Source organism: Flavobacterium araucananum (assembly GCF_002222055.1).
GTDB classification, from domain to species: Bacteria; Bacteroidota; Bacteroidia; order Flavobacteriales; family Flavobacteriaceae; genus Flavobacterium; species Flavobacterium araucananum.
The window spans coordinates 76,680-92,521 of sequence record NZ_MUGS01000051.1; the positions used below are offsets into that span (position 1 = coordinate 76,680).

9 protein-coding genes, 1 tRNA gene and 1 pseudogene are annotated in these 15,842 nt (G+C 35.4%); 3 read left to right on the top strand and 8 right to left on the bottom strand.

Going from position 1 to position 15,842, the window contains the following annotated elements; genetic code table 11:
* Positions 1-391: 391 nt before the first annotated feature.
* Positions 392-1,984, bottom strand: a complete 1,593-nt coding sequence (locus B0A64_RS19530; RefSeq protein ID WP_089481169.1) for a C1 family peptidase — start codon at positions 1,982-1,984, stop codon at positions 392-394.
* 436 nt (positions 1,985-2,420) lie between these two features.
* Between B0A64_RS19530 and B0A64_RS19535 the strand changes: the two genes are divergently transcribed.
* The 3 genes and pseudogenes from B0A64_RS19535 (at position 2,421) to B0A64_RS25275 (ending at position 8,044) form a co-directional block, all read left to right on the top strand.
* Positions 2,421-2,798: a hypothetical protein gene (locus tag B0A64_RS19535; protein WP_089481170.1), complete on the top strand. Its 378-nt coding sequence runs from the start codon at positions 2,421-2,423 to the stop codon at positions 2,796-2,798.
* A gap of 122 nt (positions 2,799-2,920) precedes the next feature.
* Positions 2,921-3,370, top strand: a pseudogene (locus tag B0A64_RS19540) (transposase); the annotation flags it as partial.
* Between the two features lie 408 nt (positions 3,371-3,778).
* A complete protein-coding gene (locus B0A64_RS25275; protein ID WP_109746156.1) occupies positions 3,779-8,044 on the top strand; it encodes an alpha-L-fucosidase in 4,266 nt (1,421 codons plus the stop codon).
* Positions 8,045-8,162: 118 nt separating this feature from the next.
* Here B0A64_RS25275 and B0A64_RS19550 read toward each other — a convergent pair.
* The 7 genes from B0A64_RS19550 to murG all read right to left on the bottom strand — a co-directional run bounded on the left by B0A64_RS19550 (position 8,163) and on the right by murG (position 15,802).
* A tRNA-Arg gene (locus B0A64_RS19550) sits at positions 8,163-8,236 on the bottom strand.
* A 77-nt stretch (positions 8,237-8,313) separates the two neighbouring features.
* Positions 8,314-8,763: a GatB/YqeY domain-containing protein gene (locus tag B0A64_RS19555; RefSeq protein WP_089481172.1), complete on the bottom strand. Its 450-nt coding sequence runs from the start codon at positions 8,761-8,763 to the stop codon at positions 8,314-8,316.
* A gap of 205 nt (positions 8,764-8,968) precedes the next feature.
* Positions 8,969-10,993 carry a cell division protein FtsZ gene (gene ftsZ, locus B0A64_RS19560; protein ID WP_089481173.1) on the bottom strand — a complete coding sequence of 675 codons (2,025 nt, stop codon included), beginning with the start codon at positions 10,991-10,993 and terminating at the stop codon, positions 8,969-8,971.
* A gap of 83 nt (positions 10,994-11,076) precedes the next feature.
* On the bottom strand, positions 11,077-12,498 hold the full coding sequence (ftsA, locus tag B0A64_RS19565) for a cell division protein FtsA (RefSeq protein ID WP_089481174.1): 1,422 nt from the start codon (positions 12,496-12,498) through the stop codon (positions 11,077-11,079).
* 6 nt (positions 12,499-12,504) lie between these two features.
* Entirely contained in the window at positions 12,505-13,227 is a 723-nt protein-coding gene (locus tag B0A64_RS19570; protein ID WP_089481175.1) for a cell division protein FtsQ/DivIB, read from the bottom strand.
* Complete coding sequence (gene murC / locus B0A64_RS19575; protein WP_089481176.1) at positions 13,214-14,563, bottom strand: UDP-N-acetylmuramate--L-alanine ligase; 1,350 nt, start codon at positions 14,561-14,563, stop codon at positions 13,214-13,216. Before murC ends, B0A64_RS19570 begins: the two co-directional genes overlap by 14 nt.
* A 153-nt stretch (positions 14,564-14,716) precedes the next feature.
* Complete coding sequence (gene murG / locus B0A64_RS19580; RefSeq protein WP_089481177.1) at positions 14,717-15,802, bottom strand: undecaprenyldiphospho-muramoylpentapeptide beta-N-acetylglucosaminyltransferase; 1,086 nt, start codon at positions 15,800-15,802, stop codon at positions 14,717-14,719.
* Positions 15,803-15,842: the final 40 nt, after the last annotated feature.

Here is a 15,842-nt window from a genome sequence, read left to right on the forward strand (position 1 = left end):
TAAAGATTACGTGCTATTTCTATCTCTTAAGAAAAAAAATACTGATCTCTATTTTGGCTAAAATAACAATTAAAAAAGTTTTTTAACGACCCCTAATTAAACTTGTTGTTTCATTTATCCCTGAAATTTGAAATGCCTGATAAAAACCAATTGGATCTTTATTATGATAAATTGCTAAGCAGCTTCTCTATTTACTTACAAAATATTTTGCGTAAGTATAATATCTTTCATCCAGAAACCAAAGATGATATTGATACTACTATGAAAAGACAAATTATTGAGGAGTTGGTATTTCAGAAAGAATTATGAGGCTAAATACCTCTAATCGAAAAAGTCTCCAAAATCAAGTTGATTTTGGAGACTTTTTTATGATTTTCTTACTCTAAACTTACTATTCGAACCACTGCATCCAGGGTCTTATTTGGGTAGCTGCTATAGTTCCATCAAAACTATCTATCCCTATTTGTTTACCATTTTTATAAACTCTCACATCTGAAATAGAACCTATAGTACCTACAAGCTTTATACCAAAAGTCCTTAACCTATTTATTCCTGATGGTAATTTAGAGTTACTATACATGCCGGTCAAATAAAATTGTCCGTTTTTAACACGGAATCGTATTGTTTTGTCCTCACTAAAAACATTATCACCAAAACCATTGCTTAGATAATTATAGGCTATGTATTTATAAGTTTCTCCTAAATTATTTTTAAAAACAGACTCCTTAGCTGTCCCTGACATTGGAACATTACAACTTATAGATTGATCTTTACCTCCGTACGCCCCATTCCATAATTTTAGCTCAACCCCTTTTTCTGTATCAATAGGATAGCTGGTGTTTTTGCTGGATTCAATTCTTAATCTTACCTCAAAAGTCAAATCACCATCTACATCCAATCCATCATTATTAGGTGTATAATAATTTATATCTAACGTAGGATTATTGTATTGTTCATAGTAAGGTTTTACCAGATTGTTACTCCAATTCAATTCTCCATTGTTCATAAATGCAGCCAATTGATCAACTGAAAAAGTTATGTTATCTGCTTCATTATTTTTATTTTTAACCAAGTAAACAAAACACATAGATCCACCTTTATAAGATAGCAAATTATCTGTTTCTAATACGTACGCATCTGGACTTATAGCTTCTTGTATTTTTCTGTAGGTAGCCCAAATATATCCATTTTCTCCCCAACTCGATCCCCAGGAATTAAGAAGTCTAAAAGCTTGTTTTTCATCATCGTAACCAGTTAAAACGACAGCATGATTACCATAAAAACCAGAACTGTTTTTGTCCCACAATCTAATAGAGTTTGATCCAAAATCGTAATCAACTTTTATACCTATTATTACAGGGTTTCCGTTTGCAATTTGTCTTTTTATATCTTCCAATATCGGTTTACCTGTTTCAGATGGTAATCTATAGTAGTCGTTTACTCTGTTTTTCTTTGCGTTTTTTTCTTGAGATGCAGTAGGGAGAACACCGCAGTTTACTAATCCCATATCTGCATAACTTGGTGTACCTTCTGTTTTTAAGGCATCCAGAGCTTCAATAAAAAAAACACCATTGTCACAACTGTTTTTATTAAACTTATACTTCTCGTATAAATAATCTGCACTTGCATAAGCTTCATAATTTGGACTGCCGTTAGCCAATGTTTTCGATTCTTTATTTAAAAGAGTACGGGCATGAGCAATTGAATAAGCAACACAAGATCCTTTATACCCTTGATTAAGAGCCACGGGTAACTCTGGAAGTACATACTTTGCAGGAAGGGATTCCTTATTATAGTATGAAAATGCATTTAATTCTTTAATTTCTGCCAACTGATCTGGCGTCGATGGAATATATCCCATTGCCCGCCCTTGATTTAAAGTACTATTGGTTTCTCCATTTTGTGGAAGCTCATCCTTTTGACAAGAATGAAGCAGTAATGTTACGCATAATACTCCTGCTAATTTTAGAAATGTCTTTTTCATATTAAATAGTTTTAATGTTGTTAATCAAAACTAAATATCATCATAATATATTATTTATCCTACAATTTAAGTGTTAAAAATAATAATTAACCTATAATTTAATCCTATTCCTCATATATTGGAAGTCAAAAATGGATGTTCTGCTTTAATTAAGTCTAATTACTTGATTTTAGCATAAATAACAAAATAGTACCAACCTTGTCTGAGAAAAATAAATGCTTCTAAAAGACTTCCTTTATAATTCGAATCTATTTATAGTTTAAAAAAATTCTTATATAAAAAATCAGATAATTATAATTTTGCAACTGAATAACGGATCCACAGCAAAAAAACTAAATCAAGGTACGTATTACGGATAATTAAATAGAATCATATCTATATTTTTGTACTAAATCCACAAGAAAGGATTTCCAAAAACCTAATTAAACTAAATACTATGTCTGATTTTTTAAAACAATTCGGAGAAGATCTCAAAAAAAATGTACCTGGTTTTATAGCCGTTTCTGTAGCTGAAATCAAAAGCGGAATGTCATACTATTCACATTCTGTTTTGAGCGATTTCGATCCTGAATTGGCTTCTGCATTTAATCTTGAAGTGGTTAAAGCAAAGATGAATGCCATAAAAGCATTAAATTTAACTGGTCAGGTCGTTGACAATATCATGATTACGTTAACCTCTCAAATTCATATTATCGATGTTTCTGATAATGGGGAGTACTTTATTTATTTAGCAGTAGATTCAACCAAAGCCAATCTGGGAATGACAAAATCGATCCTTAATAAATACAAAAAAGAAATAGCCGAAAAACTGTAATTGTTTTTCTTATAATTGTGAAAAGAGAATATTCGAAAAGGATATTCTTTTTTTTTATTTAATATAATTTTTTGTGCGCGTAGATTAATTTATATTTAATCCCGAAACAAAAGATTTACTGCATGGAATTACGCGAGTACTTCGAGAAATACCACAATGAAGAAACCTGCATTGAAGAATTAAAAAACAAACGCCTGCAAAATGGTTTAGTCTGTAAGAAATGCGCACACAATACACATTCGTTTAGAAGAGTTGATTTAAAATTTCAGTGCAAAAAATGTGGAACCAGAATGGGGCTTCGATCCGGAACTGTGATGGAAAATTCTAATTTGCCTATTAGATACTGGATGATTTGTATCGAATTAATGACACTCTCCAAAAGAAAATTCTCTATACTCCAACTTCAATATCTTTTAGGGCACAAGCGCTATGAACCCATCTGGCTAATGGTGCAAAAAATTCGCCTGGTCATGCACAAAAGAGATGAAAAATATTGGCTAAGGGCCTACTCTGAATTTGATCCTGAGTTTCTTAATGAAATTGATAAATTAGCCCATTTAAAAAATAAAAAATAAGATATTGTCGAAAATTGATCTTTTAAAAACAGTTTAAGAAAGAATATTAAGATAATTAAAAATCGATTTTGTAATGAAATAGATTTTTTTAGAATTTAAAGTACTCCCCTTTTTCTCTTATAGGACTCTTATCTTTTATTAGACTACTTCAAGATTCTAAGCGACTTAACAAAGATCAAAAAAGAAAAGCAGTCAAAATAATTTAAGTAATATTATTCTCTCATCTTGTATTGTTCGATTATAAGTAATACATTCGTACCATACACTCCACAATATACTGACATCCAGCAACTAAACCCGGAAAATCATCAGTATTTTATTTTCTACAGACCATCAAAGTTTATCATTAGCAGTATTACCTATCGCTTTCTTTACAATTATTTATCACTTAAATTAATTAATTTTATGAAAGAATCTACATCAATACCTATGCTTACAGATGAAGAGTTGCTTACAAAAACGCAACAATACACCTTTAAATACTTTTGGGATTATGCATCAAGTTCGGGAATGGTATATGAGCGTCTTCCTGTTTCAGGAACAGCCGGAAACAGAGTTACATCTGGTGGCTCCGGGTTTGGAGTGATGGCTATTTTAGTAGGCATTGAGAGAGGGTTTATTACCCGAGAGCAAGGTCGTCAGCGTATTGAGGGAATTGTCGATTTTTTGACCAACTCTGCGACTAATTACAAAGGAGCTTTTGCGCATTGGATCAATGCAACTACCGGTGAAACTATCCCGTTTAGTACAGATGACAATGGGGGCGATCTGGTCGAAACATCTTATATGATGCAGGGCTTGATTACGGCGCGTCAATATTTTAATCAGCCAACATTACCAGAGCAGGATTTGGTTGTTAAGATCAATATACTTTGGAACAATGTCGACTGGGATTATTTTACGTTTGGGTCAGATAAATTGTATTGGCATTGCAACAATGCGTTGCAAAATGTGATTCAATTGCAAATTGTTGGCTGGAACGAGTGTATGATTACGTATTTGCTGGCTATTGCTTCGCCAACTCATGCCATTAATCCTGGTTTATGGCAAAGCGGCTGGTCTTCTGGAAGTTCCTATAAAACTAAAAATCAAAAGTTTTATGATATTACTCTTCCTATTGGCAAAGGAAGCGCAAAGGGTGGACCTCTATTTTTCTCTCATTATTCATTCTTGGGATTTAACCCAAAAAATTTAAGAGATAGCTATAATGATGTCAATTATTTCCAGCAAAACCAGGCTCATACCTTGATAAACAGAGCTTACTGCGAAGAAAACCCCCTGGAATATACCGGATATGGCGCAAAAAAAGCCTGGGGATTGACTTCTTCTGATGGAGATACAGGTTACAGCTCCCACTCACCCGGAAATGACACAGGTGTTATTGCCCCAACAGCAGCAATCTCCTCTATGCCCTATACACCCAAAGAGTCGTTAGCTGCTCTGAGATATTTTCATGAACAGTTGGGTACTAAAATATGGAACGAAAAAGCAGGATTTATAGACTCTTTTAATGAAACTGCCAATTGGCTCGATGGCAGTTATCTGGCTATTGATCAGGGCCCGATTATTTGTATGATCGAAAATTATCGTTCGGGTTTGCTTTGGGATTATTTTATGTCGGCTCCAGAAATTCAGTCAACATTAGGCAAACTGCAGTTTACTCCGGATTATTATCCGCGTCCAATAATTAGAGAACCTCTTTTATTTGATAATTTTGAAAACGGACAGATCAACTTTACTGCTAAGATTAATATAAACCCTGTAGGCTCTATGCAAATTACGGTAGTAGATAATCCGGACAAAACAGGATCAAACCAAAGTAATAAAGTATTGCAGTTTACACGTCTTGACAACACCATTAAGTGGGCAGGTTTTTTTTGTACACCAAATGAGCCTCTTTCTGAATATAAATATTTGTACCTGAAGTATTATCGCAACAATCCTAACTCTCAGATAAGACTTAGTGTTACAAATGAATTCTTATCTCAAAGCCCCTTAGACAAACAAAACGAATGGGGAGTAGCGGTATTTGATTTATTGTCGAACAAAGTAAAAGATATCACTGTGTTTGGTATTCAGCCTGATTTTACCGACAGTCGTGCCATTGGAGATATTATTTATATCGATGAGCTGACTTTTAGCGATACCGAAATTGATATTAATCCTTTCTACAACAACAATCCTCAAGAACTCAAAGCAACCAATGTACAGACCAATACGATTAGTTTATCCTGGAATCTACTTCCCGGAATAACGTCATACGATGTATTTAAAGAGGGCGTTTTTTATCAAAATGTTACCCTAAATTCGATAACTATAAACGACCTGAATTCATTTGATATTTACTACTTCACAGTAAGAGGTCGTGATGACAACCAGAATCTTTTTACTAAAATGAGTACCAGTCTTTATGTCGCAACACAAGAGACAAAAGCACACAAAGATGAGCGTATGGCCTGGTGGCGTGAAGCGTGTTTTGGGCTGTTTTTGCATTGGGGTACCTACGCCGGACTGGCGGGACATTATACAGGGCCTACTTTAATGAAATCAGGTACAGGTATTGGCCCTGATTACTGGATGCAGGATTATTATTCCTGTTATCGTCCTGAATGGGTTAATCCGGACGGAACTATTAAAATTGATCCTGCTACAGGACAGCCTTACGAACGTGGTCAATATGCGGAGTGGATTATGTTTGCAGCTCAAATTCCAAGAACTGAATACGAAACCCGCTGGCAACAAAATTTTACAGCACAAAATTTCAATGCTTCTCAATGGGTAAGAATGGCAAAAGATGCCGGCATGAAATATATTGTCATTACTGCCAAACATCACGAAGGTTTTACATTGATGCACACCCATCATGTAGGATATAATATTGAAGATCATACCAATATTTCAGCCGATATATTGAAAGACCTTGTAACCGAAGCTCATGCAGCAGGGTTAAAAATTGGATTTTATTATTCGCAATGTCTGGATTGGATGAACCCGGGAGGTATGGGATGGATTCCTCAGAATACTACACCCAGTCATGAGGCTTCCTACGAGGATAGTTCACAATATACGGATAACATTGTAGTGCCTCATATTCAAACCATGATTAATGATTATGGTATTGACCTGATATGGTGGGATATGGGAGGTAGCAACACACCTGAATTCCGTTACCGAATGATGAAGGCTATTAAAAATATCCCCGGATCAGACCGTTTGATATTCAATAATCGTATGGAAGATGGTTTGACCGCAGACTTTAGAACTCCTGAACAAAATATCCCTAATATGCCTCCAAACGGAGATGGAACAGATTGGGAAACCTGTATGACGATGAATGACAATTGGGGGTATGATGCTTATGATACACGTTGGAAAACCGAAACAGATCTCATTCAAAAGCTGATTGATATTGTTAGTAAAGGAGGTAATTTCCTTCTTAATGTTGGTCCGGAAGCAGATGGAACATTCCCTCCTGAAGCTATAAACAGACTGGATGGGTTTGCTGCCTGGATGGTTATCAATAAAATGGGAATAGAAAAGGCCCAATCCAGCCCCTATACCAAACAATTATCGTGGGGACGAGCGACCCGCAAAATTATCGACGCAACGCAATACTTATACCTGCATGTATTTGCCGATAATTGGCCTGAGGATGGGAATTTGGCTGTTCCCGATCTCCTTGACGGAAGTATTGTCAAAGCTTATTTTCTTGCCGATACAACCAAAACAGCATTGAATATAGCCCCGAACGACAATGCTTCAGGGTATATTATTCCGGTACCTGAAAATCCTTTGGACAGCATTAGCACTACCATTGTTCTGGAAATGTCAGGAGTTGTAGATCTTCTGATCTCTTTTGTTAAACAATCTAAAAATGGTACACTTAATCTAAACGCAGTCGATGCAACTGCAACCGGGCTAAGTATAGAAAATGGACCGCTTTATAATCTTGGATCATGGACAAATGATGCGAGTTATGCTACCTGGCATGTAGAAGTTATCCAAGCCGGCAACTTTGTTTTGGATGCAGTGGTAGCTGGGTACTCCGGACAGTTCGTATTAAAAATAAACGGAATAGATCAAGTACCTTATCCATTCACAATTACAACCAGCGGTTTAAGCAACTATCAGAGCTTATCTTTAGGAACCGTTAATTTGCCAGCGGGTGTTTATGACATCGAACTGCATCGTATTGCAAATGGAGGATGGGATCCTGTTAATGTACGTCAAATTTCGATTCATCTTCCAGTTGATACAACTCCTATTGTAACTCAAAACACAGATAAAACTCTTGTTCTTCCTGCTCAAAGTGCCGTACTGCACGGAAGTGGTATTAAGATAGAAAATGCTCCAAACTATAATATTGGTGCTTGGACAGATGCAGCCGCTTATGTAGCCTGGAGAGTAAAAGTAAATGAAGCAGGTATTTACCACTGGAAAAGTGAGCTGGCGGGTATTTCCGGCAAATTTCAATTGATGATAAAAGATAATTTAAGTATTACTTATTCGTTTACAACAATTAACAATAGTTTTACGAACTATCAAATCAAAGAATTGGGTGATATTTATCTCGAAGAAGGAATTTATTACATCGAATTGCACCGTATTTCCAACGGAGGTTGGGATCCTGTCAATGTACGCAATATAACTTTCTATCAGGAGCTGTTGTGAGTACCAAAAATAATAAAGAACAGTTCGAATAAAGACAAGGAATTGCTTTTATAAAAACAAATAGAATTAACAGCACTAAAAAAAGCCTGTAAAATAATATTTACAGGCTTTTTTGTTGTGACCACGGAGGGGTTCGAACCCCCAACCCTCAGAGCCGAAATCTGATATTCTATCCAGTTGAACTACGTGGTCTTTTTGATTGCAGATTGTTGAGTTTAGATTTTAGATTGTCGAATGAAATCTAAAATCTGAACTCTAAAATCTAATTTTTATACTAGTAATTTCTTAACGATTGTCGAAATTGTTTTTCCTTCAGCAGTTCCGCCCAATTGTGCAGAAGCTAATCCCATAACTTTACCCATAGATGCAATTCCTGAAGCACCTGTTTCTGCAATGATTTTTGCAATTACAGCTTCTACTTCTTCTTCGCTTAATTGTGCAGGCAAGAATTTCTCGATTACAGCAATTTGTGCTAATTCAGGTTCAGCCAAATCAGGACGATTTTGTTCTGTAAAAATACGAGCACTTTCTTTACGTGTTTTCACTAATCTTTGAAGTAACTTAACTTCATCATCTTCTGACAATTCTTCTTTAGAACCTGATGCAGTCGACGCTAGTAACATTTCAGATTTAATTGCTCTTAATGCTTCTAGTGCTACTGTATCTTTTGCTCTCATGGCGGTTTTAATCTCGTCCATGATTAATGTTTGTAAACTCATCTTATTTTTTTATTTAAATAGGTAAAACCTATAATTGATATCAATATTTTGAATGTTTATTCTCGACTTGTCTCGAACTGATAACAATATTAACTTTAAAAGTCAAATATCGAAGTCAAATTTTAAATTCTGTGCGAAGATAAAAAAAATAACCCGAAAATTAAATCCAATTTTCGGGCTATCTCTATAATTCGGATTTGTATTCTTAATCTACGTTGTCGTGCAAAAATGAATTATTGGAACGCAACTGCAAATCGTTGTTACTATCTGTTCCAACTGAGATTCTTGAATTAGTCGTATTAGACTGATTGTTTGACAAATCGATTCCTAATCTTTTGTAAGCAGGCTCTTTTTCAAGTTCGTCAATTCTGGAAACATTATTATGAAATTTATAATTAAATTCTTTTAGTTTCTTTCTTCTCTCTTCTGCTCTTAAACGTAAAGTTTCTTCGATTGTCAATTCAAGAGGAGAAACTTCTGAAGTGGTTGTAAAGGCAGCTTCACTTGCAAAATCAACTTTTGGTTTCATGGTAATATTTAATTCCGCCGGAATCACTTCTTCTACCACTTTATCCACAGGTTTTGATGCTACCAGATCATTCTCAACTTCCATATATTCTTCTAGCGAATATTTGATGATTCCTTTATCCGAAACTTCTGTTACCGGTACAAATTGTACAGGATCATTTACTTTAATATTACGGGTATCATTCGTTAATTCGAATAAAATTTTATTTTCCTGTTGTGCAACCGGTTCTTTTTTTACTTCCGGCTCTGATCTGAAAAGAGGCAAATCAAAAGAAAAAGTGGTTTGCTCTTCTCTTTCAAAAATTCTTTGCTGAACTGGTTTTGTTTCCTGAAAATTATGTACTTCAGGAGTCGAAATCGTAAAATCGATATCGGTAATAGGCGAAACAATTTCGAACGTTACATCAAGGTTTTTAATAAACTCTGACATTACTACTAATTCTTCCTTATTCATTGATGGAGCGACTGCAACGGGTGCAACTTCAATTGGAGCAACTTCAACTGGAGTAACTTGTTGTGTAGGCGCAAATGGGGTTACCACATCTTCGTCTTCGATTAATTCAAAAACAATTTTCTCTTCTGATTTCGCAGTAGGTGTTTCAGCATTTAAATCAAAAGACGTAACCGATTTATTCGTTAGATTATGAACACTTCTTTGCTCATCTTCCAGCGTATGAATGATTTTTTTAGGCTCGGTATTTACAATTTCGTTTTGTTGTTCAACATCAAAACCCGTTGCAATAATGGTCACGGCAATAGCATCACCAAGAGTTTCGTCTTCACCAACTCCCATGATAATATTAGCATTATGACCTGCTTCTACCTGAATGTGATCGTTGATTTCTCCAATCTCATCCAATGTAATTTCGTTTGATCCAGAAACGATAAGCAACAATACGTTTTTGGCTCCTGTAATCTTGTTGTCATTTAATAACGGAGAATCCAATGCCGAAACGATAGCATCTTTTGCTCTGTTCTCACCCGCAGCAACAGAAGATCCCATGATGGCTGTACCACTATTTGATAAAACAGTTTTAGCATCACGTAAATCGATATTTTGAGTATAGTGGTGCGTAATAACTTCAGCAATACCTCTGGAGGCGGTTGCCAAAACTTCATCTGCTTTAGAGAATCCTGCTTTAAAACCAAGATTTCCGTATACTTCTCTTAATTTATTATTATTAATTACAATTAACGAATCGACTTGCTTACGCAATTTTTCGATTCCTAAAAGTGCTTGCTCCTGACGCACTTTTCCTTCAAACTGAAAAGGAATAGTAACGATACCAACCGTCAGGATTTCTCTTTCTTTGGCTAGTTGTGCAATTACCGGAGCTGCACCTGTACCCGTACCACCACCCATACCAGCGGTAATAAATACCATCTTAGTACCACGGTCTAACATTTTTTCGATATCTGCGATACTCTCAATAGCAGATTGTTGTCCTACATCAGGATTTGCTCCTGCTCCCAGACCTTCTGTCAGGTTCATACCTAACTGAATTTTGTTGGGTACTGAACTGTTCTGTAGTGCTTGTGAATCTGTATTACAAACGATGAAATCAACGCCCTTAATACCTTGTTTAAACATATGGTTGATAGCATTACTACCACCTCCACCTACACCTATTACTTTGATAACATTTGATTGGTTTTTTGGTAAATCAAATGAAATACTTCCAAATTCTGAGTTGCTCATCATCTTTTTGGTTTTTGAAATTCTTATTTAATACATTTTTTACTTCTTGACTTGGGGCAAAAAGTAATTCCTTTTCTCTTTTTATTTTATTCTGCGTTGTCTAAAAAATCTTTGATTTTATCGACATATCTATCAAAAAATGATCTTCTGATTTTTGTTTCCGTAGATTCTGCCTTACCCGAACCGTTTCTGGTTTCTCTTGAATCTTCGATAGTTTCTACTCTTTCAACGTAGTTTTCTTCGACTTCGTATCGGGGTGGAACAGGTTGTTGCGGCTGCGGAGGAATGTTTCTGTACACCACTTTTGTCTGTTCATTTACAATCTCCATTCTAACAGCACTTTGCGTACTATTTTCGATACTGTTCATTACTAAACCAACTGCTGTTGCAAACAACGGACTTGAAATTTCTTCGCTTGAATTTCCTGCCAGATGCTCATTTGGATATCCAATTCTGGTATCCATACCGGTAATGTACTCTACTAATTGTTTTATATGTTTTAGCTGAGCTCCACCACCTGTAAGGACAATTCCTGCTATTAATTTTTTGCGGGGATCTTCGTGTCCATAAGCTTTAATTTCTGCAAAAACCTGCTCTACAATTTCTACTACACGAGCATGAATAATTTTAGATAAGTTTTTAAGCGAAATCTCTTTTGGCTCTCTGCCTCTTAAACCCGGAATAGAAACAATCTCGTTGTCTTTATTTTCTCCCGGCCAGGCTGATCCGAATTTTATTTTTAACAGCTCTGCTTGTTTTTCGATAATCGAACAACCTTCTTTAATATCATCAGTAATTACATTTCCTCCAAAAGGAATTACGGCTGTATGACGAATAATACCATCTTTAAAAATGGCTAAATCTGTTGTTCCGCCACCAATATCGATCAAAGCTACACCGGCTTCTTTTTCTTCCTGACTCAAAACAGCATCTGCCGAAGCCAATGGTTCTAATGTCAATCCTGACAATTCGATTCCGGAACTCTGAATACATCTTCCAACATTTCTAATCGAAGAAGCTTGCCCAACTACTACGTGAAAACTGGATTCCAGTCTTCCACCGTACATCCCGATTGGTTCTTTTATTTCAGATTGCCCGTCGATTTTAAACTCTTGTGGCAAAACATGAATAATTTCTTCTCCCGGTAACATCGCCAGTTTATTAACCTGGTCGATTAAAAGCTGAATGTCTTTTTCGCCAATTACTTCTTCCGGATTACTACGGCTGATGTAATCTGTATGCTGTATACTTCTTATGTGTTGTCCGGCAATACCCACAACAACATCTTTTATTTTGTAACCTGAATTGTTTTCTGCTTCAAGTATTGCTTGTTGTATCGATTGAATAGTTTGTGTAATGTTGTTTACAACTCCTCTTGCAACTCCCAGACTTTTGGATTTACCAATACCCAGAATTTCCAACTTACCATACTCATTCTTCTTGCCGATCATGGCAACTATCTTTGTCGTTCCAATATCTAGACCTACTGCAATGTTATCTTTTTCCATTTTCTATTATTTTGTGCAAACTACTTGTTCCGTAAACCTAAGGTCAATTTTTTTATATCTGTATAACGAACTGTCTAAAACCGCTTTTTGAAAAAAGGCTTTATAGTTATCAAATTTCTTATCAACATTCATCGTTCTGCCAAAATCGATGAAGTAATTATAATTTCTATTAAACATTTTTAAGCTACCATTAGGCATAATCTGTATTGCAATGATGTTTTTTTTCAAAAACGCATCGTCATAAATTGTGCGAAATAGAGTAGCTAAATCTTCGTTATTTTTTTTATTTATTGCCCCGGAAACAAGAGGAACCCGAGCGGTAAAATTATCCGACAAAGGCATTTTATTACCCTCATAGTCAATATAAAAAGAAGAGTCACCATCATAAACTCTCGCTATTGGTGTCTTCTGTTTTACTACCGCTTTTAGAACCCCATCGATACTTACAAAAACATCTGACTTTTCAATCATCGCTTGCGTATCAAGGGTTTTCTCAATCTTATTCAAATCTAACTCATCTTTTCGGATACTGGAAGCGTCTCTTTTATTTTCTATCAACAATTTATTAACCGTTTCCGGCTTTACAAAAAGCGTATTTTCTCCTACAAAAACGACCATGGATTTTTTTAATTTCCGATCACCATTTCGATGTTGAGCAAAAGAATATAAAAAAAGTACTAGCCCTAAAATGAGAATTAATCTAACATTTGTCCAATTAAATATTTTCATTTAGCATTTTTTTGATTGATGGAACCATTTCACCAATATCACCAGCTCCTATTGTTACAATTATTGGCGCATCACTGGCTTTGATCTCCGCTAATAAATCACTTTTTGCAACAATTTTCTTGTTCGAATTTGTCATTTTTCCCAGCAACCAATCAGATGTAATCCCTTCCATCGGTAATTCGCGTGCCGGATAAATATCCATTAAAAATACTTCATCAAAAGCCGATAAACTTTCGGCAAATCCATCTGCAAAATCTCTTGTTCTGCTAAACAAATGGGGCTGAAAAATTGCTAATACTTTACGATTCGGGTATAACTCCCTTACTGCCTGGTGTACTGCATTTATTTCTGTTGGATGATGCGCATAATCATCTATGTAAACTAAATTTTCGCTTTTAATCTGATACGAAAAACGTCTTCTTATTCCGTTGAATGAAGCAATGGCTTTTGCAATCAAGTCGGTCGGGGTGCCAAAAGTCTTTGCCATCGCAATAGCCATCAATCCATTCATTAAATTGTGTTTTCCAGGCAATCCAAAATGTAAATCTTTTATAATTTCTGATGGTGTTTGTACATCAAAAACATAGCTTCCGTCCTCAATTCGAACATTAAAAGCCTTGTAAACAGCATCTTCGTTTATAGCACATTGTACACCCTCTAGTGGCAACTCTTTTGTTATAAACAGTTTATTTTTATCTTCTACTTTCGAAGCAAATTCTACAAACGAAGCTTCAATTGCTTCACTTGTTCCGTAAATATCCAAATGATCTGCATCCATAGAGGTAATGCAGGCAATATTGGGATGCAAATGCAAAAATGAACGATCAAATTCATCTGCCTCTACAACTGTTACTGTTTTACCGTTCCCTATCAAATTCGAATTATAATTCTCTACAATACCACCCACAAAAGCTGTAACATCTGCACCACTTTCATACAGTATATGTCCTAAAATACTTGACGTTGTTGTTTTTCCGTGTGTTCCGGCAACCGCAAAACTAAAAGTGTCCTTGGTGATAATCCCTAAAACTTCGGCACGCTTTTTAATCTCGTAATTTCTTTCTATAAAATAATTCCATTCTGAATGTGTTTTTGGAACCGCAGGCGTAAAAATTACCAACGTATTTTCTGCAAAATAATCAGACGGAATCAAATTGATGTTATCTTCAAAATGAATCTCAATACCACTTTCGATCAATTCACTCGTTAACATTGATGGCGTTTTGTCGTAACCAGAAACCTGTTTCCCGATATTTTTAAAATAACGGGCCAGAGCACTCATTCCGATGCCTCCAATGCCAATAAAATAAACGTTTTGTATTTGATTTAAATTCATTTCTATTTAATTTTGAGCTATTTACAAGTTGCTTTATTCTATAAAAAACTAGTAATTAAGCCTTTGTAATTTTATTTTTTTAACAACTCAAAACGCCTAAAAATAGCGTTCTAAATTTTTAATTTTGTTCTATAATTTTCGAAAAAAGTTATATTATAACAACTTTTTAATCTGATCTACAATAACTTTTGTAGCATTAGGCATTGCCAATTTTTTGATGTTATCACTTAATTGTTTTTGCTTTCCCTGATCTTTTAATAAGGCTTCAAAAACAATATTAAACTGACTGTCCAATTCTGATTCTTTCAACAAAATAGCTCCTTTTGCATCTACTATTGCCTGAGCGTTTTTAGTCTGATGATCTTCGGCTACGTTTGGCGAAGGAATAAAAATTACAGGTTTCCCCACAATAGATAATTCTGATACTGATGATGCTCCTGCACGCGAAATAATTACATCTGCCGCAGCATACACAAAATCCATTCTTTCTATAAAATCAACTACCCTTACGTTTTGCTGATTGTGCTTTTTATACTCTTCAAAATATAATTTCCCGCATTGCCAGATGACCTGAACATCTTGCGAAAGTATATCCTGCAATTCTTTTTCGATTAACTGATTGACTCTTCTCGCCCCTAAACTTCCGCCTAGAACCAACAATGTTTTTTTATTAGGATCTAAGCCATAAAAAGCTATTGCTTCGTCACGTTTGCTTTCAATATCTATTAAATCCTGACGAACGGGATTTCCGGTTAGAATGATTTTATTTTTAGGAAAAAATCGCTCTAAGTTTTCGTACGCCACACAAATAGCATTTGCCTTTTTACTCAATAATTTATTGGTAATTCCGGGAAATGAATTTTGTTCCTGAATTACAGTCGGGATTCCTGCCCCTCCCGCTGCCTGCAATAATGGCCCGCTTGCAAAACCACCTGTGCCTATTACAACATTGGGTTTAAACTGTTTGATAATTCGTCTTGACTCTAGCAAACTTGTTGCCAATTTTAGCGGAAACATCAAATTTTGCAAGGTCAATTTACGCTGCAATCCGGCAATCCAAAGTCCTTTTATTTCATAACCTGCCTGTGGCACTTTTTGCATTTCCATTTTATCCTTGGCTCCCACAAAAAGAAACTCAGCATCAGGAAATTGTGTTTTTAATTCATTAGCAATAGCAATTGCAGGATAGATATGCCCTCCTGTTCCTCCACCGCTTAATATGAATTTATAATTTGTCATATTTTTAAAAGTTATTCGCTTTAAAAACTATTCTGTTTTT

What these genes read in the sequence shown, in the direction of transcription:
- B0A64_RS25275 (WP_109746156.1), top strand. Translation starts at nt 3,779, where the DNA reads ATGAAAGAATCTACATCAATACCTATGCTTACAGATGAAGAGTTGCTT.
- B0A64_RS19535 (WP_089481170.1), top strand. Translation starts at nt 2,421, where the DNA reads ATGTCTGATTTTTTAAAACAATTCGGAGAAGATCTCAAAAAAAATGTA.
- ftsA (WP_089481174.1), bottom strand. Translation starts at nt 12,498, where the DNA reads ATGGAAAAAGATAACATTGCAGTAGGTCTAGATATTGGAACGACAAAG.
- B0A64_RS19530 (WP_089481169.1), bottom strand. Translation starts at nt 1,984, where the DNA reads ATGAAAAAGACATTTCTAAAATTAGCAGGAGTATTATGCGTAACATTA.
- ftsZ (WP_089481173.1), bottom strand. Translation starts at nt 10,993, where the DNA reads ATGATGAGCAACTCAGAATTTGGAAGTATTTCATTTGATTTACCAAAA.
- murG (WP_089481177.1), bottom strand. Translation starts at nt 15,802, where the DNA reads ATGACAAATTATAAATTCATATTAAGCGGTGGAGGAACAGGAGGGCAT.
- B0A64_RS19570 (WP_089481175.1), bottom strand. Translation starts at nt 13,227, where the DNA reads ATGAAAATATTTAATTGGACAAATGTTAGATTAATTCTCATTTTAGGG.
- B0A64_RS19555 (WP_089481172.1), bottom strand. Translation starts at nt 8,763, where the DNA reads ATGAGTTTACAAACATTAATCATGGACGAGATTAAAACCGCCATGAGA.
- murC (WP_089481176.1), bottom strand. Translation starts at nt 14,563, where the DNA reads ATGAATTTAAATCAAATACAAAACGTTTATTTTATTGGCATTGGAGGC.